The sequence below is a fragment of the Streptomyces sp. NPDC057424 genome (genome assembly GCF_042803315.1).
Classification (GTDB): Bacteria; Actinomycetota; Actinomycetes; order Streptomycetales; family Streptomycetaceae; genus Streptomyces.
This window is the reverse complement of sequence record NZ_JBHVCP010000022.1, coordinates 44431-63264: the sequence shown is the minus strand read 5'-3', so window position 1 is coordinate 63264 and position 18834 is coordinate 44431. Positions and strand designations below refer to the sequence as shown.

20 protein-coding genes and 1 pseudogene are annotated in these 18834 nt (G+C 72.4%); 12 read left to right on the top strand and 9 right to left on the bottom strand.

Going from position 1 to position 18834, the window contains the following annotated elements:
* Positions 1–16: 16 nt before the first annotated feature.
* The gene (locus ACFU3E_RS19385; protein ID WP_384159303.1) at positions 17–883 is read right to left on the bottom strand and encodes an MHYT domain-containing protein; all 867 of its coding nucleotides are present in this window, start codon (positions 881–883) and stop codon (positions 17–19) included.
* 288 nt (positions 884–1171) lie between these two features.
* On the opposite strand from ACFU3E_RS19385, the gene ACFU3E_RS19380 reads away from it, so the two are divergent.
* On the top strand, positions 1172–2044 hold the full coding sequence (locus ACFU3E_RS19380) for a glycerophosphodiester phosphodiesterase (protein ID WP_384159300.1): 873 nt from the start codon (positions 1172–1174) through the stop codon (positions 2042–2044).
* Positions 2045–2097: 53 nt separating this feature from the next.
* Complete coding sequence (locus ACFU3E_RS19375) at positions 2098–2652, top strand: methylated-DNA--[protein]-cysteine S-methyltransferase (protein WP_384159297.1); 555 nt, start codon at positions 2098–2100, stop codon at positions 2650–2652.
* A 13-nt stretch (positions 2653–2665) separates the two neighbouring features.
* Here the strand turns inward: ACFU3E_RS19375 and ACFU3E_RS19370 are convergent, their stop codons facing one another.
* Positions 2666–3094, bottom strand: coding sequence for a VOC family protein (locus ACFU3E_RS19370; protein ID WP_384159294.1), 429 nt, complete (start codon positions 3092–3094; stop codon positions 2666–2668).
* Between the two features lie 106 nt (positions 3095–3200).
* Here ACFU3E_RS19370 and ACFU3E_RS19365 point away from each other — a divergent pair, with 106 nt between their 5' ends.
* Positions 3201–4109 carry a pseudouridine-5'-phosphate glycosidase gene (locus ACFU3E_RS19365; RefSeq protein ID WP_384159291.1) on the top strand — a complete coding sequence of 303 codons (909 nt, stop codon included), beginning with the start codon at positions 3201–3203 and terminating at the stop codon, positions 4107–4109.
* The gene (locus ACFU3E_RS19360; RefSeq protein WP_384159288.1) at positions 4106–5065 is read left to right on the top strand and encodes a carbohydrate kinase family protein; all 960 of its coding nucleotides are present in this window, start codon (positions 4106–4108) and stop codon (positions 5063–5065) included. Before ACFU3E_RS19365 ends, ACFU3E_RS19360 begins: the two co-directional genes overlap by 4 nt.
* Before the next feature lie 35 nt (positions 5066–5100).
* Here the strand turns inward: ACFU3E_RS19360 and ACFU3E_RS19355 are convergent, their stop codons facing one another.
* Positions 5101–5892 (bottom strand): methyltransferase, encoded by a 792-nt coding sequence (locus ACFU3E_RS19355; protein WP_384159285.1) that lies wholly within the window; start codon positions 5890–5892, stop codon positions 5101–5103.
* Between the two features lie 267 nt (positions 5893–6159).
* Between ACFU3E_RS19355 and ACFU3E_RS19350 the strand changes: the two genes are divergently transcribed.
* A complete protein-coding gene (locus tag ACFU3E_RS19350; RefSeq protein WP_384159283.1) occupies positions 6160–7287 on the top strand; it encodes a magnesium and cobalt transport protein CorA in 1128 nt (375 codons plus the stop codon).
* Positions 7288–7334: 47 nt separating this feature from the next.
* Here ACFU3E_RS19350 and ACFU3E_RS19345 read toward each other — a convergent pair whose 3' ends face one another.
* A complete protein-coding gene (locus ACFU3E_RS19345) occupies positions 7335–7763 on the bottom strand; it encodes a CBS domain-containing protein (RefSeq protein ID WP_384159280.1) in 429 nt (142 codons plus the stop codon).
* A 151-nt stretch (positions 7764–7914) separates the two neighbouring features.
* Entirely contained in the window at positions 7915–8556 is a 642-nt protein-coding gene (locus tag ACFU3E_RS19340; protein WP_384159277.1) for a uridine kinase, read from the bottom strand.
* Between the two features lie 121 nt (positions 8557–8677).
* Here ACFU3E_RS19340 and ACFU3E_RS19335 point away from each other — a divergent pair, with 121 nt between their 5' ends.
* The 3 genes from ACFU3E_RS19335 to ACFU3E_RS19325 all read left to right on the top strand — a co-directional run bounded on the left by ACFU3E_RS19335 (position 8678) and on the right by ACFU3E_RS19325 (position 11646).
* Positions 8678–9376 (top strand): DUF2293 domain-containing protein, encoded by a 699-nt coding sequence (locus ACFU3E_RS19335; protein ID WP_384159275.1) that lies wholly within the window; start codon positions 8678–8680, stop codon positions 9374–9376.
* A gap of 165 nt (positions 9377–9541) precedes the next feature.
* Positions 9542–10021, top strand: coding sequence for a DUF1772 domain-containing protein (locus ACFU3E_RS19330; RefSeq protein WP_384159272.1), 480 nt, complete (start codon positions 9542–9544; stop codon positions 10019–10021).
* Between the two features lie 134 nt (positions 10022–10155).
* Positions 10156–11646: a glutamate synthase subunit beta gene (locus tag ACFU3E_RS19325; protein WP_384159269.1), complete on the top strand. Its 1491-nt coding sequence runs from the start codon at positions 10156–10158 to the stop codon at positions 11644–11646.
* Between the two features lie 24 nt (positions 11647–11670).
* Here the strand turns inward: ACFU3E_RS19325 and ACFU3E_RS19320 are convergent, their stop codons facing one another.
* Entirely contained in the window at positions 11671–12156 is a 486-nt protein-coding gene (locus ACFU3E_RS19320; protein ID WP_384159266.1) for a carboxymuconolactone decarboxylase family protein, read from the bottom strand.
* 47 nt (positions 12157–12203) lie between these two features.
* Between ACFU3E_RS19320 and ACFU3E_RS19315 the strand changes: the two genes are divergently transcribed.
* Positions 12204–13649: a PLP-dependent aminotransferase family protein gene (locus ACFU3E_RS19315; RefSeq protein WP_384159263.1), complete on the top strand. Its 1446-nt coding sequence runs from the start codon at positions 12204–12206 to the stop codon at positions 13647–13649.
* Between the two features lie 17 nt (positions 13650–13666).
* On the opposite strand, the pseudogene ACFU3E_RS19310 reads toward ACFU3E_RS19315, so the two are convergent.
* The 3 genes and pseudogenes from ACFU3E_RS19310 to ACFU3E_RS19300 form a co-directional block, all read right to left on the bottom strand.
* Positions 13667–13786: pseudogene (locus tag ACFU3E_RS19310) on the bottom strand (SAM-dependent methyltransferase); the annotation flags it as partial.
* A 91-nt stretch (positions 13787–13877) separates the two neighbouring features.
* On the bottom strand, positions 13878–14132 hold the full coding sequence (locus ACFU3E_RS19305; protein ID WP_030852880.1) for a DUF397 domain-containing protein: 255 nt from the start codon (positions 14130–14132) through the stop codon (positions 13878–13880).
* Positions 14132–14992, bottom strand: a complete 861-nt coding sequence (locus ACFU3E_RS19300; RefSeq protein WP_384159260.1) for a helix-turn-helix transcriptional regulator — start codon at positions 14990–14992, stop codon at positions 14132–14134. The genes ACFU3E_RS19305 and ACFU3E_RS19300 overlap by 1 nt, the downstream gene beginning before the upstream one ends.
* A gap of 216 nt (positions 14993–15208) precedes the next feature.
* On the opposite strand from ACFU3E_RS19300, the gene ACFU3E_RS19295 reads away from it, so the two are divergent.
* From ACFU3E_RS19295 to ACFU3E_RS19285, 3 genes are all read left to right on the top strand, one after another.
* Positions 15209–15898, top strand: coding sequence for an ATP-binding protein (locus ACFU3E_RS19295; RefSeq protein ID WP_384159257.1), 690 nt, complete (start codon positions 15209–15211; stop codon positions 15896–15898).
* Positions 15895–16329: a hypothetical protein gene (locus tag ACFU3E_RS19290; RefSeq protein WP_384159254.1), complete on the top strand. Its 435-nt coding sequence runs from the start codon at positions 15895–15897 to the stop codon at positions 16327–16329. Before ACFU3E_RS19295 ends, ACFU3E_RS19290 begins: the two co-directional genes overlap by 4 nt.
* Before the next feature lie 542 nt (positions 16330–16871).
* Positions 16872–18827: an ABC transporter ATP-binding protein gene (locus ACFU3E_RS19285; protein ID WP_384159251.1), complete on the top strand. Its 1956-nt coding sequence runs from the start codon at positions 16872–16874 to the stop codon at positions 18825–18827.
* The last annotated feature ends 7 nt before the right edge of the window (positions 18828–18834 follow it).

The window sequence follows — 18834 nt, the reverse complement described above, 5'->3', positions numbered from 1 at the left end:
TGACAACGGTCTCTGATCAGCGGTTCTGCGGAGTGCGGGAGACCCGGTGCTCCACGGTGCGGCGGGGGCGGAACCGCAGGCGGTGGGCGGAGTGCCGGACGTCTGTGTGGGCGGGGATGCCGGGCTTGTGCTCGACGGGGACGACCGTGGGCTTCCCCATGACCAGCAGCGGGTCGAACATCACCACGACGCCCGCGAGGAGCAGGAAGGCGAGCGGGCCGATCAGCATGGGAGCGAGCAGGGCCGCGGGTGACTCTCCCGTGGTGGGTTCGGCCGTGCCGTGCAGGTGGACGCTGAGGGCGGCCATGCCGGTGTAGTGCATGCCGCTGACGGCCAGTCCCATGACGAGGCTGGCGCCCACGCTCCACAAAAAGCCCCTGACCTGGCCGGCGGCCCACAGGGAGGCGGTGGCGGCACCCATGGCGATGGCGACGGAGATGCCGACCGTGACGGTGTTGTACTCCAGCTGCCCGTCCAGGCTCATGCTGGCCATGCCGAGGTAGTGCATCGACGCGATGCCCAGGCCGGTGAGGGTCCCGCCGGTGAACAGGGCCGTCCCGCGCGCTCCCCTGTAGCCGACGATGAAGATCCCGACGCCCACCATGACGATCGCCACGGCCAGGCTCGCGAACGTCATCGCCCTGTCGTAGTGGATCGGGGTCCCCCGGACCGTGAATCCCATCATCGCGACGAAGTGCATGGTCCATATGCCGGAGCCGATGGCGGCGGAGCCGAGGGCGAGCCAGCCGGGCCGCCAGGACTGCGAGACGAGCATGGATCTCGTGGTGCAGCGCAAACCGAGAGCGCCACCGAGACAGGCCATGAAGTAGGCCACCAGGGGTGTGACCAGGCCATAGCTGAATCCGTCGATCGTGCCCTGCATGCGCGGCTGCCCTTCCCGCCCGTGTACGTCCCGGAATTCCTGATGTGCGCCCCCTCCCAGGACCGCCGAGCGGTCAGGGTTGACGCAGAGAGTATGACCCCCACCGGAATGGTCGAACGACTTTCCGGCAAAGAAACACGCCCTTGCCGCAGTTGTGCGGTACCGGTGAGCGGAGTTGGGTCACCTCCGTTCTACGTGTGGCCATCCTGCGCCCCCCTCGCGTTGACCCTCTGCTGTCACAGTTGTGCTGTCTGTGATGTCGCCGATCGCCCGTCGCGAGGAGTACGCATGCACGCGCGCGCTGTTGCCGCCTCGGCCACCGCACTCCTGGGGACCGCCGCCCTGCTGTTCCCCGCCTTCCCCGCGCGGGCCGCGGGAGGGCACACGTCGCCGCTGGTCATCGCGCACCGGGGTGCCTCCGCGTACGCGCCCGAGAACACCCTGGCCGCCGTGGACAGAGCGGCGGAGCTGGGCATCCGCTGGCTGGAGAACGACGTGCAGCGGACCCGGGACGGCGAGCTGGTCGTCATCCACGACGACAACCTGCGGCGCACCACCGACGCCGAGGAGGTCTTCCCCGGCCGGGCTCCCTGGAAGGTGAAGGACTTCACCGCCGCGGAGATCGCACGGCTGGACGCGGGCAGCTGGTTCGGACCCGCGTACGCGGGCGCACGCGTGCCGACACTGGCGCAGTTTTTGCGGCGCTTGGAGCGTCATCACCAGAAGCTGCTCCTGGAGGTCAAGAACCCGGAGCTGTACCCGGGCATCGAGCGGCAGACACTGAAGGTCCTCAGCAACGAGGGCTGGCTCGACCGGTCGCATCTGGCCGGCCGGCTGATCGTGCAGAGTTTCAGGGCGGACAGTGTGCGGACGGTGCACGAGCTGAAGCCCGGCGTGAAAACCGGCCTCCTGGGAACGCCGCCGGTGTCGGACCTGCTCGGCTACGCCGAGTTCGCCGACCAGATCAACCCCTCCCACAGCTCGCTCTCCCCGGCGTACGTGTCCTCCGTGCAGGCGTTCGACGGACCGCACGGCAGGCCGATGGAGGTCTTCGCCTGGACGGTCGACGACACGAGGACGGCCCGGCGGATCGCCGGATACGGGGTCGACGGGATCATCACGAACAAGCCGGATGTGGTGCGGAAGGCCGTGGGCGGCTGATCCGGGGCCCGGCCCGGGCGGCGTTGTCGGTGGCTGGTCCTACTGTGGGGCGTATGGACAGCCAAGGGCGGGTCGAGCCGCGGGTCGTGTGGGCGGTCGTCGAGAGCGGGATCGGGCCGTTGCTGCTGGCCGCGAGCCGGGGCGGCCTGGTCAACGTCGTCTTCCACGCCACGGACGCGGTGCGGGACCGGGCGGTCGAGCGGCTGGCGTCGCGGCTGGGCACCGAGCCCGTCGAGGCGCCCGGCTCCCCGCTGCTGGCCGAGGCGATACGCCAGGTCGAGGCCTACTTCGCCGGTGAGCGACGCGACTTCGACCTGCCGCTGGACTGGTCGCTGATCTCCGGCTTCAACCGGGAGGTCCTGCGCGAACTGGCCTCGGGCGTGCCGTACGGCACGGTCGTCGGATACGGCGACCTGGCCGGCCGGGTGGGACAGCCGGGCGCCGCCCAGGCCGTGGGCATGGCGATGGGCGCCAATCCACTGCCGGTGGTGGTGCCCTGTCACCGGGTCGTCGAGAGCGGCGGTGGCATAGGCGGCTTCGGGGGCGGCCTGGAGACCAAACGGAGGCTGCTCGCCCTGGAAGGGGTGCTCCCCGAGCCGCTCTTCTGAGACCCGGGCCGGGTCAGTCGTAGTGCCGGGCCTCGAAGACGTTGCCGTCCGGGTCGCGGAAGTAGAAGCTGCGCGTGGCCCTGCCCCGGGCTCCGAAGGAGTCGTGCGCGAGGTCGGACATGGGTACGGAACGTTCCACCAGGCGGCTGAGGAGGGCGTCGAAGTCGCCGCGGGACAGCGACAGGCAGACGTGGTTGACCGGGTGCCCCGCGCTGTCGGCGGAGCCGGGCAGCATCGTCATGCGCTCCGCGAAGCTCAGCGGCATGAGGTCGAGGATGGTCTCGTCGTTGACGCGCACGGAGGGGAACGGCACCTCGCCCGCCGCGAACTCCGCGAGCCGGACCGCCTCCATGCCGACGGCCTTCTCGTAGAAGTCGGCGGCCGCGAGCGGGTCGCGCACCCAGAGGACGACGTGGTCGAGACGTGCTGTGTGGTCCGTCATGCACCCAAGGCTCGTGACGACTCCGCCGGCCCGCAAGGGTTTGGCCCGGCGTGCCGCCCGCCAGAGATGAGGGAAGACGACTGACCGGCTGACAGGAGGCAGGCGCGTGGTGCTGGTGGTGTCCGAGGAAGTGCGGGAGGCGATCGACGCGCGCCGGCCGGTCGTGGCCCTGGAGTCCACGATCATCGCCCACGGGCTGCCGCGGCCGCGCAACCTCCAGGTGGCGCTGGAACTGGAGACGGCGGTACGGCAGGAGGGCGCGGTCCCCGCCACGATCGCCGTGCTGGACGGACGTCCTCATGTGGGCCTGGACAAGGAGCAGCTGGAGCGGGTCGCGAACGAGGACGGGATCCGCAAGCTCGGCCACCGTGATCTGCCGCTCGCGGTGGCATCCGGGGCGAGCGGGGCGACCACGGTGTCGGCGACCGCGCTGCTCGCGGCGCTGGCGGGCGTGCGGGTCTTCGCGACGGGCGGGCTCGGCGGGGTGCACCGGGAGTGGACGGTGACGCAGGACGAGTCGGCCGACCTCGGGCTGCTGGCGCGCACGCGTGTCACGGTGGTGTGTGCCGGGGTGAAGTCGATCCTGGACGTGCCGGCGACGCTGCAGAGACTGGAGACGCTGGGTGTCGCGGTGGCCGGTTACGGCACCGGCCGGTTCCCCGGCTTCTACCTCTCCGACTCGGGGCATCCGGTGGACTGGACGCTGGAAACGCCGGAGCAGGTGGCGGGCGTCATGCGGGCTCAGGACGCACTCGACGGGCCGGAGTCGGCGCTGATCGTCGCCCACCCCGTCCCCGAGGAGGAGCAGCTCGATCCGGACCTGCACGCACGCGTGCTCGCGGACGCGCTGCACGCGTGCGAGGAGGAGGGGGTCACCGGCCAGGCGGTCACGCCCTTCCTGCTCGACCATCTCGTGCGGCACACGGACGGCGCCTCCCTGAGCGCCAACCTGGCGGCGGTCCGCGGGAACGTACGCCTGGCGGCACGGATCGCGGCGGCCTGGGCCCGGGGATGACGGTGGCCGGTGGCGCGGGAGCGGGACCGGGTTCTGGGGCGGCGGGCTCGGCGGTGGGCCCGGGGCTGCTGGTCGTCGGGGACGTCGTCACCGACGTGGTCGCGCGGCACAGAGGACCGCTCGCGGCCGGTACGGACACGGCTGCCTCGATCCGGACGGTGGCGGGCGGGGCGGGCGCCAATGTGGCGTGCTGGGCGGCGCACCGGGGGGCGGGGGACGTGCGGCTGCTGGGGCGCGTGGGGGCGGAGGCGGCGGCTTGGCACGAGCGGGAGCTCGTCACGCAGGGGGTGCGTGCGCGGCTCGTCGTCGACCCGCTGGCGCCGACCGGCACGGTGATCTGCATGGTCGACGGGGGTGCTTCGGCGGAGCGGACGTTCCTCACGGACAGCGGCGCGTCGTTGCGGCTCGGGCCCGCCGACTGGTCGGACGCGCTGCTCGACGGCGTGGCCCGGCTGCATCTGTCGGGCTACCTCCTGTTCTCCGAGTCGAGCCGGGCTCTGGTGACGGTGGCTCTGAAAGCCGCACGCGCGCGTGGGGTGCCGGTGAGTCTGGACCCGGCGTCGGCCGGCTTCCTCACGGAGCTGGGCGCCGAACGGTTCCTGGCGCTCGTCGAGGGCGTGGACGTACTGCTGCCCAGCCGGGACGAGGCGTGCCTGCTGACAGGGCTGCCGGACGCGGCCGAGGCGGCGGCCGAGCTGAGCCTGCGCGTGCCGCTGGTCGTCGCCAAGCAGGGACATGAGGGGGCACTCGTGGCCCGCTCGGGGAAAGTCCGCGCCCGCGTTCCGGCCGTACCGGCGACACCACGGGACACGACCGGCGCCGGTGACGCCTTCACCGGCGCGTTCCTCGCCGCCCTGCTCGCGGGTGCCGGGCCGGAGGACGCCGCGGCGGAGGGCTGCCGGGCGGGCGCGCGAGCAGTGGAGCAGGTGGGCGGCAGACCGCCCGTGCCGGGCTGACCGCCCCGGTCCGGACCGATGCCACCGGCCACCGGCTACTGCTTGCGCCCCCACGCCGAGATCATCGGTGCCGTCGTCAGATCGAGCGCGCCGGACGTGACGTTCCCGAGGTGCCGGTCGATGTCCTGGTCCGTCGCGAGACCTGCCGTGACGAGCTGGTCGCGGATCTGGCGGATCGTGGCGGACTCAAGGGCCGCACAGGCCGGCGAGGCGAGGGGGAAGTAGGCGTCGGCGTGGACCCGGGTCAGCCCGGCGTCCCGGAGCAGTCGCGGCAGGGCGCGGCCGCACGGCAGGTCGGTCCCGCGGTCGGCGAGCAGCCGGCGGAAGCCCTGCCGCAGCCGGTTCGCGAGCTGCTGCTCGGGACCGTGCTCGTCGGGGCAGAGCAGAGGCTGGAGGGCGGGGTCGGCGTCCTCGACGAGGAGGCGCCCGCCGGGGCGCAGAGCCTTGACCATGGACCGCAGCGCCCGTTCCCGGTCGGTCACGTGCACGAGGGCGAGGCGGGCGTGCACCAGGTCGAAGCCCTCTCCCGGCGGCTCCTGCGCGCCGAGGTCGTGGGCCCGCACCTCGACGGGTGGCCGGGCGGCGGAGGCGAGCCGTGCGGTGTCGGTGTCCGTCGCGACGACGCGTCCGGTCGGGCCGACCTTCTTCGCCAGCCAGGACACCACGGTGGTACCCGCGCCGACCTCCCAGCACCGCCAGCCGGATCCGACACCGAGCGCTTCGAGGTGCCGGAACGTCGTGGGGTCGAAGAGAGCGGCGAAGGCGCTGAAGTGCTCTGCCGCCTCGGTCTGCCGGTGGTCCAGGAGGTGCCCGTCGGTTCGCATCATGCCGCGATCATCCCACTTGTCCGACTTATCCATACCCGTCGACTCTCCGGCACAGAGAACCGCGTCGGACGCCACCCCACCGAGAACCGCCCGGCAGGGGCCTGCGCCCACCGGGCCGGACCGGGGCGCCGCGCGTCGTTCGTCCACAGCGGGGAACCAAGCGGATTGGGTCGTTTCCACAGGCTTACCCGCAGCTCACGCAGGCCTGGCAGACTGACGCGCCAAGGCGCAGGAACGGCGCGATGAGTTCCACGCAGGGAGATCCGGATGTCCATGGCAGGGAATCTGCGGAAGGTCACGAGCCTCGGTGGGGTCGGTGGTCTTCGCAAGGTGGCTCGGCTGGCCCGGCGGCGCCCGCGCGTCGACCTGAGTCACCCGGCCCGGTCCCCGCTGGGCTCCTCGGTGGTGAACTGCGTGACGTACCGGGAGGGCGTCCGCACCCCCGCGCACGGCGATCTGGCGGACACCGTGGAGCGGATGCGCAAGACCCGGGAGGGCTTCGTCTGGCTCGGTCTGCACGAGCCCACCGATCAGGAGTTCGCGGGCATCGCCGAGCTCTTCGACCTGCACCCGCTGGCCGTCGAGGACGCGGTCGAGGCCCACCAGCGCCCCAAGCTGGAGCGCTACGGCGAGACGCTCTTCGCGGTGTTCAAGACGGTCTGCTACGTCGAACACGAGGAACTGACGGCCACCAGCGAGGTGGTGAACACCGGCGAGATCATGGTGTTCGTCGGCGCGGACTTCGTGATCACGGTGCGGCACGGCCGGCACGGTTCGCTGGGCCCGCTGCGCGAGGAGCTGGAATCCGATCCCGGCCAGCTCGCCAAGGGCCCGTCGGCGGTGCTGCACGCGATCGCGGACCACGTGGTCGACGACTACCTGACGGTCACGGACTCGGTGCACGCGGACATCGACCAGGTCGAGACGGACGTGTTCTCGGAGACCGGCGCGCGGACCGACCCGGGGCGCATCTACCAGCTCAAGCGTGAACTGCTCGAACTGAAGCGGGCGGTGGTGCCGCTCAGCCGGCCGCTCGAAGATCTCGCCACACGGCCGATCCGGGTGGTCGACCCGGAGATACAGGCGTACTTCCGCGACGTCTCGGACCATCTGCTGCGGGCGAAGGAGCAGATCGCCGCCTTCGACGAACTGCTCAACTCCATCCTGCAGGCGCACCTCGCGCAGGTCACCGTCGCGCAGAACGAGGACATGCGGAAGATCACGGCGTGGGCCGCGATCGTCGCCGTGCCGACGATGGTCTGCGGGGTCTACGGCATGAACTTCGACCACATGCCGGAGCTGCACTGGCGGTACGGCTACGGCATGGTCATCGGCGTGATATCCGTCGCGTGTCTCGCGCTGTACCGGGGGTTCCGGCGCAGCGGCTGGCTCTGACGCGGCCCGCGGAGGGCCGAGGGGCGCCTGCGAGGAGATCCGCGAGGTCAGTGCACGGCGGTCGTGGCGTAGACGCTCTCCGCCCATGAGGCGATCTGGTCCTTCGCGAGATGCCGGGCCAGGTCGGCTTCGCTGATCATGCCGACCAGACGCTTGTCCCGGATCACGGGCAGCCGGCGGATCTGGTGCTCCCGCATCTCGTGGAGCACCTCGCTGACATCGGCGTCCGCTTCGATCCAGCGGGGCGTGCCCTTGGCCATCTCGCCCGCGGTGATCCTGGCGGGGTCGTGGCCCATGGCTACGCAGCCGACGACGATGTCGCGGTCGGTGAGAATGCCGCAGAGCCGCTCGTTCTCGTCGCTGATGGGCAGGGCGCCGACGTTCAGCTCGCGCATGAGCTGGGCGGCGCGGTCGAGGGTTTCGTGGGCGGGGATCCACTGGGCGCCGCGGTGCATGATGTCTCCGGCGGTGGTCATGGAGTACCTCCCGGTGCCGTACGGCCGGCGCGGCACGGGACGCGCCGCGAGTCCCGGCGCCCTTCATTCTCGCCGCGCCACCGGATGCCCGCACACGGAAGCCCGCGCACGCATGCCCACCACCACCCGGCGCCGGGCACCGGCCTGTGGCTCAGCCGCCCCACGCCGGACGGCGCGGATCGTCGGCCCGCACGAGGACGTCCGCCGTGCCCGCCGGGTCCGTCTCGTGCTCGTAGCGCTCGAAGGCCGGGAGAGTCCAGTGCCCGGCCTCGGGTGTGCGGCGGCGCAGGGCGCCCGGGGAGAGGAGGACGTGGACGCTCAGATCGAAGGGGAACCAGTGCCGGAGGAGGAAGGGACCGTGCAGCAACAGCACACCGCCCGGAGGGAGTTCGGTATAAGGGCTGCGGGTGGCGCGGTCGGCGGCCGGGTCCCACAGGTCGGGCAGGACGCGGCCGTCGCCGTCGGCCTCGAGCGGGCCGAACACCTCGCGCCACAGGGCACCGGTGTCGTACCAGCCGCTGTAGTAGGCCTCGACGTCCTGGTGGCCGTACTCCAGCCGGACGGAGGCGGGGCGCAGAAAGCCCTCCGTGCCGACGACGAGCGAGGAGCGGCCGCGTATGCGCAGCGCATCGCAGACACGGTGGGCGAGATCTCCGGGGCGGGCGGCCGGGGCGCCGTCGAAGGCGATGCGCGGCCAGGGGCTGCCGTCGGCGGGCTTCAGATCGAGCACGCGCTCGGCGAGCAGGTCGCCGAGCCGTTCCCAGGTGATCGCTTCGAGTCGCACACGGCCCATGATGCGTCAGCCGGGGCCGGAGGCGTCCCGCCCGCGGGGCCCGCACAGGGCGGCGACCGGACCGCCAGGGTCTGTCGTGGCATGCGCAGTTCGCGCCGCCGTCAGGGGGAATGAACCCCCTATGGTCCCCCGCGCGACACCTCCGCCCTTCGCCGGACTTCTCGTCTTCCAGCCCCTCAGGCGGCGGTACTGCGCCGAGTGCCGGCGAGGGCCGCTGCCGCTGCTCGTCCTCGAGGACGGCACCCCGCGCTGCCTCGACTGCGCCGACCTCGGGCATCTGGTGTTCCTGGCGAGCGGCGACACCGCGCTGACGCGCAGATCTCGTGAGGAGAGCACGCTGTCGGCGGTGGTCGTGCGGTTCAACCGGCGCAGGAGCCGGTACGAGAGGCAGGGGGTTCTGGTCGAGGAGGCGGCGCTGGCGCGGGCCGAGCGGCGGTGTCTCGCGGACGCCGAGGCGAGACGGCGGCGCCGGATGCGGGACGCGCGGCGCCGGGCGGCTCAGGACGCCCTGTTCGCCCAGGCGTTCACGACGGAGATCGTCCGGCTGTTTCCGGGGTGCCCGGCCGGTCGGGCGCGGGCCATCGCGCTGCACGCCTCGGAGCGGGGCAGCGGGCGGGTGGGCCGCAGCGCGGCGGGGCGTGCCCTGACCGGGGATGCGGTGACCTCGGCGGTCGTGGCGTCCGTGCGGCATCTGGACACGCCGTACGACCGGCTGCTGATGAGCGGCGTGCCCAGACACGAGGCGCGGCGGCGGATCGCGGCGTCGGTGGCGACGGTGCTGAGGGGCTGGAGCGAGGCGGGGCTCGGTTCCGCGGGGTGACGTGGCGGCGGCGGTCAAACCGGGCGGCCAGGGCCGTTCGGTGGATGAGGACGTCTGCGCATGGCCCCGCTCCTCTCGGCCATGGTCACTGTGCTTGTACGGGAATTCCCTTGTGGTGAGGAAGGGTGCCGGGCATGATCCCGGCTCGACGGGCGGGAGAGGGACATGATCGCCGGACCGTACTACGTACTGACGGTGCTGGGTGTGCTCGGGACCGGTCTGGTGGCCGGGGTGTTCTGCGGGTTCTCGACCTTCGTGATGCAGGGCCTCGGCATGCTGCCGCCCGCGCAGGGGGTCGCGGCGATGAGAGCGATCAACGTGGCCGCTGTGACTCCGCCCTTCATGATCGTGTTCCTCGGGTCGGCCTTGCTGTGCGCGGTGATCGCCGTGGTGACGTTCGTGCTGTGGCCGGACGAGGGGACGGCGGAGCTGCTGGTGGGCAGCGCTCTGTACCTGTTCGGTTCGTTCGGGCTGACCATGGTCGCGAACGTGCCGCGCAATGACGCGCTGGCCGAGCTGGAGCCGGGCTCACCGGAGGCGGCGGCGTACTGGCCGGTGTATGTGCGCGAGTGGACGCTGTGGAACCACGTCCGCACGGCCGCCTCGGCCGGGGCGGCGCTGGCGTACGTGCTGGCCCTCACCTGACGCCTGTGCCAGGCGGCGACAGGCAGCGTCCGGGAGGCAGACGTATCGTGGCGAGAAGAGTGCCGCACGGCGAGTGAGAAGAGTGCCGCCCGACGACGCACGGCCTGCCACACGCGCACGCAAGGAAGACGGCCATGGCCGATCCCAAGGGTTTCATGACCACGCCCCGCCAGGACTGGCCGCGCAGGCCGGTCGAGGAACGGGCCCGGGACTGGGACGAGGTCTACGTCCCCGGGGCGCTGCTGCCGATCATCAGCAAGCAGGCCGACCGTTGCATGGACTGCGGCATCCCCTTCTGCCACGACGCCTGCCCGCTGGGCAACCTGATCCCCGAGTGGAACGACCTGGTGTCCAGGGAGGACTGGCGGTCGGCCGCCGACCGGCTGCACGCCACGAACAACTTCCCGGAGTTCACCGGCCGGTTGTGCCCGGCGCCGTGCGAGGCGGGGTGTGTGCTGGCGATCAACCAGCCGGCCGTCACCATCAAGAACGTCGAGTGCGCGATCGCCGACCGGGCCTGGGAGCAGGGCTTCGCGCCGCCGAGGCCGCCGGAGCGGCTGTCCGGCAAGACGGTCGCGGTGATCGGCTCGGGCCCGACCGGGCTGGCGGCGGCCCAGCAGCTGACACGGGCCGGGCACACGGTGGCCGTGTACGAGAGGGACGACCGGCTCGGCGGGCTGATGCGGTACGGCATCCCCGCGTTCAAGATGGAGAAGCACCATCTGGAGCGGCGGCTGGAGCAGATGCGGGCCGAGGGGACGAAGTTCCGGACGTCGACGGCTGTCGGACGGGACATCGAAGCCGACGAACTGCGGACTCGCTACGACGCCGTGGTGCTCGCCACCGGGGCGACCGCGTGGCGTGAACTCCGGGTGCCGGGACGGGAGCTGACGGGCATCCACCAGGCGATGGAGTACCTTCCGTCGGCCAACCGGGTGTGCGAGGGGGATCTGGAGACGTCCCCGATGTCGGCCGCCGGGAAGCACGTCGTCATCGTCGGCGGCGGCGACACCGGGGCGGACTGCCTGGGCACGGCCGTCCGCGAGGGTGCCGCGTCCGTGACCCAGCTGGACATCTACGCGCTGCCGGACGCGGAGCGCGACGAGAACACCGAGCCCTGGCCGACGTACCCGATGCGGGTCTACCGGCTGTCCGCCGCCCATGAAGAGGCCCGTGACCTGCGGACCGCCCCGGTGGCGGACGCGGATGCACGGCTGTTCGCGGCGTCCACGCTGCGCTTCGACGGTGACGCGCAGGGGCATGTGCGGTCGCTGCACCTGGTCGAGGTGGACGCGCGGCGCCGCCCGATGGAGGGCACCGGGCGGACGCTCCCGGTCGACCTCGTGCTGCTCGCCCTCGGCTTCTCCGGGCCAGACCGGGAGGACGGGCTCGTCGACCAGCTGGGGCTGGAGATGGAGCCCCGCGGGACGATCGCACGGGACTCCGGTTTCGCCACGAACGTGCCCGGGGTGTTCGCCGCGGGTGACGCGGCCCGGGGGCAGTCGCTCATCGTGTGGGCGATCGCCGAGGGGCGGGCGGTCGCGGCGGCCGTCGACCGGCATCTGACGGGCGGTTCGAGACTGCCGGCACCGATCGGGCCGTACGACCGGCCCATGATGGCGTAGGCCGTCACCCCACCCCGGGGACGATCACCGCTCGTCCGTCCCCGCCACCTTCGCCGTCGCCAGCGCCACCCGGTTCCAGGTGTTGATCGTGCAGATCAGGGCGAGGATCTGGGCCAGTTCCCGCTCGTCGAACCGCGCGGCGGCCTGCGCGTAGACGGCGTCCGGGACGCCGGCGTCGGCGACGAGCGTCATCGCGTCCGTGAGGGCGAGGGCCGCCTGCTCCCGCTCGGTGAAGAAGTGGCGGGCCTCGCGCCACACGGCGACCATGTGCAGCCGGTCCTCGCTCTCGCCGGCCCTGCGGGCGTCGTTGGTGTGCATGTGGAGGCAGTACGCACAGTGGTTGAGGTGCGAGGAGCGGATCTGGATCAGCTCGACGAGGGCCGGGTCGATGCCCTCTCGGGCCGCGGCGTCGAAGGCGATGAGGGCCTTGAAGGCCTTCGGGGCGGACTTGCCGAACTCCAGCCGGGTCGCCGTCACATCGGTGCTGTTCGTGCTCGTGTTCGTCGTCATGCCCTTCAACCTACGAGCCGGAAAGACCCACTGTAGGGTGCATTTCCATGGCGAATTCGTGGGTCAATTCCGCTGAGCGGATCGGGGCCGACCTGCATCTGGAGCTGACCGGGCCGGGCGGCCGGCGGGCGGCGCTGATCCGGGCCCTGCGCGAGGCCGTGCGCAGCGGGCGGCTGGCTCCGGGCACGCGGCTGCCGCCGTACCGCTCGCTCGCGGCGGACCTCGGCGTCGCCCGCAACACGGTGGCGGACGCGTACGCGGAGCTCGTCGCGGAGGGCTGGCTCACCGCCCGGCAGGGCTCGGGGACGCGGGTCGCGATGGGGGTACCGCCCATGCCCTTCAGGCAATGGGGGAGTGCCGAGCCGTTGCGGCCGCCCGCCCGCGTGCCCAAGAAGGCACCCCCACGCGCGCGTGGCCCCCGGCACGACCTGACGCAGGGCACGCCGGATGCCTCCGCCTTCCCGCGCACCGCCTGGCTGGCCTCCTACCGGCGGGCCCTCCAGCAGGCGCCCAGCGAGGTGTTCGGGCCGGGCGACCCCGCCGGCCGGCCGGAGCTGCGGGAGGCGCTCACCGAGTACCTGGCACGCGCGCGTGGTGTGCGGACCGAGCCGGGCCGGATCGTGGTCTGTTCCGGCTTCGCGCACGCCCTGCGGCTGCTGTTCGGCGGCGGCGTCCTGCGCGGGCCCCTCGCGGTGGAGGCGTACGGGCTCGGGTTCCACCGGGAGGTCCTGGCCGGTGCCGGCGTGCGGACCGTGCCGCTCCCCCTGGACGAACACGGCGCGCGGGTCGACCGGTTGGGGCGCGAGCGTGCCGTGCTGCTCACGCCGGCGCACCAGTTCCCGACCGGCGGCCCGCTGCATCCCGCGCGCCGGGCGGCCGTGATCGACTGGGCACGCGCGCGTGACGGGCTGGTCCTGGAGGACGACTACGACGGGGAGTTCCGCTACGACCGCAAGCCGGTCGGCGCCGTCCAGGGCCTCGACCCCGAGCGCGTGATCCACATCGGTTCGGTCAGCAAGAGCCTGTCGCCCGCGGTACGGCTGGGCTGGATGGTACTCCCGGAGGGGTACGTCGACGCCGTCGTGGCCGCCAAGGGCGAGCGCGAGGCCTGGGCGAGTGTCCTCGACCAGCTGTGCCTGGCGGACTTCATCGCCTCCGGATCGTACGACCGGCACGTGCGACGGATGCGGCAGCGCTACCGCAGCCGCCGGGACCGGCTCGTCACGGCGCTCGCCGAGCACGCGCCGCACATCGAGGCCACCGGCGTCGCGGCCGGGCTGCACGCGGTGCTGCGGCTGCCGCCCGGCACCGAGGCATCCGCGGTCAAGGCCGCCGCCTGGCAGGGCATCGCCCTCGACGGTCTCGCCGCGTTCCGGCACCCGGGGACGGACATGCCGGTGGGCGACGGGCTCGTCGTGGGGTACGCGACCCCCTCCGAGCACGCCTACGGGCCGGCCCTGGAGGCGCTGTGCGGTGCACTGCCACCGCCGTGACCGGCCCGGGGCAACACGCCCATCTCCTCGTCGACCGGGTGGTTGTCCTTACCGCTCAGGTACCAGTCGTACATCCGCGCGGAATGGGGTCCGGTGGTGTCGATCTGGACGGCCGACGTGGAGTCCTGCCCGGTCATGAGGCACTCCGTGAGGCCAGGTGGTGGTCAATTCAGCACCAGCGATTCAATGGCAACGTCAGGAAGTCGAGCGACAGCAACGGCAATCACGTCAGGACAGCAGGAAGTCCGCCTCCCCCGCCTTGGCCCCCTCGATGAAGGCCGTCATCTCGTCGGTGGTGTAGATGAGCGCCGGACCGTCCGGGTCGGTGGACTGCCGGAGGGCGATCCGGCCGTCGGCGAGTTTCATCGCCTCCAGGCAGTTGCCTCCGTTTCCGCCGCTCCACGGCTTGTGCCAGCCTTCGCTGCCCAAGTCACGCGCGGGCATGCCGTTGTAGACGTGTTTGCGCGGCTTGATGCGATCCATTACAGCTCCTTGCGGAGGTCCCGGAGGATCTCCTTCGTGCGATGTGCCGTAGCGGCCTGCGCCGCCATGCGGTCCATGACCTCGAGGTGGGTCGCCACCTCGGTGCGCGCGTCGAGATAGACCGCGCCGGTCAGGTACTCGCTGTAGACCATGTCCGGCAGTTCGGGCACGGCGAATCGGAACAGCACGAACGGCCCGTACGTGCCCGGGTGCGGCCCATTGGCGAACGGGGCGATCTGCAGGGTCACGTTGGGCAGCTTCGTGGCGTCGAGCAGTCTGTCGATCTGGGCGCGCATCACCTCCGGGCCGCCGACCGGGCGCCGCAGCGCGGTCTCGTCCATCACGACCCACAGCCGGGGCGCGTCCTCGCGGGTGAGCAGGTTCTGGCGCCGCATGCGCAGGGCGACGTGGCGCTCGATGTCCTCGGGCCGGGTCTGGCCGATGGCGCCCGACCGGAGCACCCCGCGCGCGTAGTCCTCGGTCTGCAGCAGCCCGGGGACGAAATGGGGCTCGTAACTGCGGATGACGGCGGCCGCGCCCTCCAGACTCACGTACATCGAGAACCAGCCGGGCAGGATGTCGTGGAAACGCTGCCACCAGCCGGGCCTGTTGGCATCCTCGGCCAGCTGGACGAAGGCCTCGGCCTCCTCATCGGAGATTCCGTAGGCCTTGAGGAGCAGTTGCAGATACGGGATTTTGAGCGCGACCTCGGCCGTCTCCATACGACGCACCGTGGCGGGGGCGACGCGGAGGATGCGTGCGGCCTCCTCGCGCTTCATCCCCGCGCGTTCCCTCAGGTCCAACAGGCGTCGGCCGAGAACGACCTGACCGACCGTCGGTGCGGACCGCGGTTCACTCACGCTCCACCTCCACGAAGAGTTCTGACGAGCCGGCCACAAAAGAACGCTGACAGCCCGGCGGCGCCATTCGAGGACCCTTTCGAAGTACTGATCCGAACAAACGTTCCGAACGAATCTTCGACGATCTCAACTGGCGCCGCGTGGGGTGCTGTTGCGAGCAGTGTGCCACGGCCTTCCAGACCGTCACACAGCACTCTGCAATTTTCAGAGTGACACTTGCCAAGTGTTCACGGCGGGGCGATAGTGGCAAGCGTGATTCCGTCCGCGCCCTTAGGAACAGACGCCGCCGCAAGCCCTCCCCGGCTTGGCGCCGCCACGGGAGAGGCCCCCCTCGGGGCCGCTGCCGGGCGCCGGTTCCGTTTCGAGCTGGCCGCACATCCGGGTTCTCCCGCTCAGGCCAGACGCCTGACACGGGCCCGGCTGACGGGCTGGTCGGTGTGCGAGGACACGTGCGACAGCGCAGCCCTGGTGGTTTCCGAGCTGGTCACCAACGCCATCGTGCACACGGCGAGCACCCACATAGTGTGCGAGCTGCACGACGGTGACGACCTGGTGCGGATAGCCGTGCGCGACGAGGGCTGCGCCCCGGGTCAGCCCCACGCCGCCAGCCGGACACGGCCCGAGGAGGAGCACGGGAGGGGACTGCTTCTCGTCGACGCCCTCTGCCATTCCTGGGGTGCCCACGAGAACGGCCCCGGCCTGCTGGTCTGGGCCGAGCTGCCGCGCACGGCGGACACACCGGACGATCCGGCCGAGCCGCGGAGCGACCTGGGCTGGGGCGCCCGTCCCAAGCCCGGCCCGTCCGACGACCCGGACGACGGGGACGAAGCCAGCCAGGCGCACCACACGCGGAGCGCCCCGGAGGTCCCTCCGCAGGAGCGCCGTCGAGAGCGGGGGCACGCATGAGCCCCGCGCAGGGAGGCCGCGTGCTGAACCTGGACACGCTGGTGCGCGTCCGGCGCGGACTGCGCACCCCGGGCCCGGCCCTGCGGCTGCCCGTTCCCGGCGGCATGACCGCCCCGCTCGGTTGCGACGCGGTCGCGGTCCCCGCCCGTGTCGGCCCGCTGGTCATGCCGCGACTGCCCCGTGTGGGCTGCGTCTACGCCGACGGGACGCACTGGTGGTGGCTGGTGCCGTCCGACTCCGACCACGCCCTGGAGTGGCCCGCCCCGGCGCGGTACGTCACCGGCGCGGTCGTCCCGGATCTGCCGGAGGTCCCCGACCTGATCCACCGCCCGGACGGCACGCTTCCGTACACCCCGCCGATACCCCTCTACCTGGCGCTGTGCCGCGTGACGGGAACGGCCCCGTCCTGGTCCCGCACGGTCAGCGCGTAGGCCAGACTCCGAACGGCCTGCGCTTGAGCGGCCTTGGCTTGACCGGTCTTGGCCTGACCTGCCTTGGTACGGCAGCGCCGCGGCCCGGCCCGCACGACCGCCCTTCGCGCGCCCGATCTCCGCACGGCGTGGCCCGCACGACCGGCCCTTGCCCGTCCGGCCTCCGCACGCCGGCCCCGCTCGCCAGACCGCCCCCACGACCGGCCCCACACGGCACCGCCCCACGACCGGCCACCGCCTCCCCGGTCTGCGCCTCCGGCTCCGCCCCGCCCCTCGCACGACAAGCCCCGGCACAACAGCCCCCGCACGACCGGCCCCCGCCTCCCCACCGCCGCACCAGGCGCTCCCCCCGTCCGCTCCCCCGGCGTGGCCACCAGCCTCCACACCGCCCCACACCCCCGCGCCGCCGCGCACCTCCCCCCGGCCAGGTCGTGCGCCCGCGCGCCTCCGGCGCCCCGGGCTGCGCCCTGCCCGGGGCGGGCTCCGCGCCGCGATAGTGGGCCGCTCACAGGCGGGGGACGAGGCGGGGAGGTCGGTGGACGGTGGGGAAGAAGCGGACCGCGCCGGAGGTGTCCGAGTCGGAGCGGCTGCTCTTCGGCGGACCGCTGCGCTACGACATGGGCTGGAACCAGCACGCCGACGCGTTCCTGGAGCTGAACTTCCGGGCCATGATCACCCGGTTGCCGTCCCTGCTCGCGTCCAGCCTCCGGCTCGCCCGGCAGGCCGACCGGGGCGCCGCGCGGATCGTGCTGGCCGCCGAGGCGGGCCGGGGCGTGGCGCAGGCGGTGAGCCTGCTCGCGGTGAACAGCGTGCTGGCCCGGCTGATGGGCGGCGGGGAGATCGACGACCGGCTGCGCGGAGCCGTCCCCGCCCTGGTCACGTTGGCCGTCGTGATGTTCCTCGCGGCCCTGCTGCGGGCCGCTAGCACCTACGCGACCGGCCGGCTTGAGCCCAAGGTGGAGCGGGTGGCGACCGAACGGTACCTGGAGCGGGCCGCGGCCGTGGAGCTGGCCGCGATCGAGGACCACGCCTTCCACAAACTGCTGGACACCGCGCAGTACGGCGCCGCCTCTGCGCGCCGGATGATCTCCTACGGGACGCGTGTGATCAACGCGATGATCTCGCTGGTCGCGGCGGCGGGCGTGCTGACCGTGCTGCACCCGGCCCTGCTGCCGCTGCTGGTCACGATGACCCTGCCGAGCGCCTGGAGCGCGCTGACCGTCGCCCGGCGGCGCTACGAGTCCTTCCACGCCTGGGTGCAGCACGCCCGGGCGGGCCGGCTGCTGGGCAGCCTGCTGATCGAGCCGGAGGCGGCTCCCGAGATCCGGGTGCACGGGGTGGGCTCCTTCCTGCTGCGGCACTTCCGGGCGATGTCGGAGACGGCCGAGGCCGAGCAGGCCCGCCTGGCCGGGCTCGCCGCGCGCACGGGTCTGATCGCGGCGGCGTGGACGGGCCTGGCGACGGCGGCGACGTACGCGACGCTGGGCGGGCTGCTGCTGGCGGGCGCGATGGCCCTGTCCGTCGCGGGTACGGCCGTGATCGCGATCCGGACCGGCTCGCAGAGCCTGGACACGCTCGTGGTGGAGGTCAACGCGCTGCACGAAGAGGCGCTCTTCGTCGGCGATCTGCATCGGCTGTACACCGAGGCCGACCAGTGGGCGATCCCTGCGGGCGGCGCGCCGCTGCCGGAGGATCCTCGCGAGATCCGCTTCGAGAACGTCACGTTTCGCTACCCGGGCGACTCGGCCCGCCCCGCGCTCGACGACGTGACGCTCAGCCTGCCGCTGGGCCGGATCGTGGCACTGGTCGGCGAGAACGGCTCAGGAAAGACGACACTGGTCAAGCTGCTCGCAGGGCTGTACAAGCCGGAACGGGGGCGGATCCTGTGGGACGGCGTGGACGCGGCGACCGCGGACCGGCACCGGCTGGCCGAGCGGATCGCGATGGTGGCGCAGGACTTCAAGCGGTGGCCGTTCACGGCCCGGGTGAACGTCGCCCTGGGGCGTCCCTCGGTGCCCGTGTGCGAGGACCGGCTGGCCGCGTCGGTCGCCGAGGCCGGGGCGGAGACGGTGCTCGCGGACCTGCCACGCGGGCTGGACACACTGCTCGCCCGCAACTTCAGCGGCGGGCACGAACTGTCGGGGGGCCAGTGGCAGCGGCTGGGCATCGCCCGGGCGGCCTACCGCAGGGGCCGCATCCTGATCGTGGACGAGCCGACGGCGGCCCTGGACGCCCGGGCCGAGCTGGAGGTCTTCGAGCGGATCCGCGCCCTGGCCGACAGCGGCCAGACGGTCGTACTGATCACACACCGGCTGGCGTCCGTACGGCACGCGGATCTGGTGCACGTCCTGGACCAGGGCCGGCTCGTGGAGTCCGGGACGCCGGACGAGCTGCTGGCCACCGGCGGGCTCTACGCCGAGCTGTACGCGCTCCAGGCGGAGCAGTTCGCCTCGTCGTCCGCGCCGGTCAGCAAGGTGCCGGCGCCGAAGACGGGCTGACGGCACG

Bases quoted from the DNA above. Each gene is read 5' to 3' on its own strand.
- ACFU3E_RS19385 (WP_384159303.1), bottom strand. From the start codon at position 883: ATGCAGGGCACGATCGACGGATTCAGCTATGGCCTGGTCACACCCCTG.
- ACFU3E_RS19345 (WP_384159280.1), bottom strand. From the start codon at position 7,763: ATGACCACCGCCGGAGACATCATGCACCGCGGCGCCCAGTGGATCCCC.
- ACFU3E_RS19290 (WP_384159254.1), top strand. From the start codon at position 15,895: ATGAGCCCCGCGCAGGGAGGCCGCGTGCTGAACCTGGACACGCTGGTG.
- ACFU3E_RS19375 (WP_384159297.1), top strand. From the start codon at position 2,098: ATGGACAGCCAAGGGCGGGTCGAGCCGCGGGTCGTGTGGGCGGTCGTC.
- ACFU3E_RS19355 (WP_384159285.1), bottom strand. From the start codon at position 5,892: ATGATGCGAACCGACGGGCACCTCCTGGACCACCGGCAGACCGAGGCG.
- ACFU3E_RS19315 (WP_384159263.1), top strand. From the start codon at position 12,204: ATGGCGAATTCGTGGGTCAATTCCGCTGAGCGGATCGGGGCCGACCTG.
- ACFU3E_RS19320 (WP_384159266.1), bottom strand. From the start codon at position 12,156: ATGACGACGAACACGAGCACGAACAGCACCGATGTGACGGCGACCCGG.
- ACFU3E_RS19370 (WP_384159294.1), bottom strand. From the start codon at position 3,094: ATGACGGACCACACAGCACGTCTCGACCACGTCGTCCTCTGGGTGCGC.
- ACFU3E_RS19335 (WP_384159275.1), top strand. From the start codon at position 8,678: ATGGTCCCCCGCGCGACACCTCCGCCCTTCGCCGGACTTCTCGTCTTC.
- ACFU3E_RS19340 (WP_384159277.1), bottom strand. From the start codon at position 8,556: ATGGGCCGTGTGCGACTCGAAGCGATCACCTGGGAACGGCTCGGCGAC.
- ACFU3E_RS19360 (WP_384159288.1), top strand. From the start codon at position 4,106: ATGACGGTGGCCGGTGGCGCGGGAGCGGGACCGGGTTCTGGGGCGGCG.
- ACFU3E_RS19330 (WP_384159272.1), top strand. From the start codon at position 9,542: ATGATCGCCGGACCGTACTACGTACTGACGGTGCTGGGTGTGCTCGGG.
- ACFU3E_RS19325 (WP_384159269.1), top strand. From the start codon at position 10,156: ATGGCCGATCCCAAGGGTTTCATGACCACGCCCCGCCAGGACTGGCCG.
- ACFU3E_RS19350 (WP_384159283.1), top strand. From the start codon at position 6,160: ATGTCCATGGCAGGGAATCTGCGGAAGGTCACGAGCCTCGGTGGGGTC.
- ACFU3E_RS19305 (WP_030852880.1), bottom strand. From the start codon at position 14,132: ATGGATCGCATCAAGCCGCGCAAACACGTCTACAACGGCATGCCCGCG.
- ACFU3E_RS19380 (WP_384159300.1), top strand. From the start codon at position 1,172: ATGCACGCGCGCGCTGTTGCCGCCTCGGCCACCGCACTCCTGGGGACC.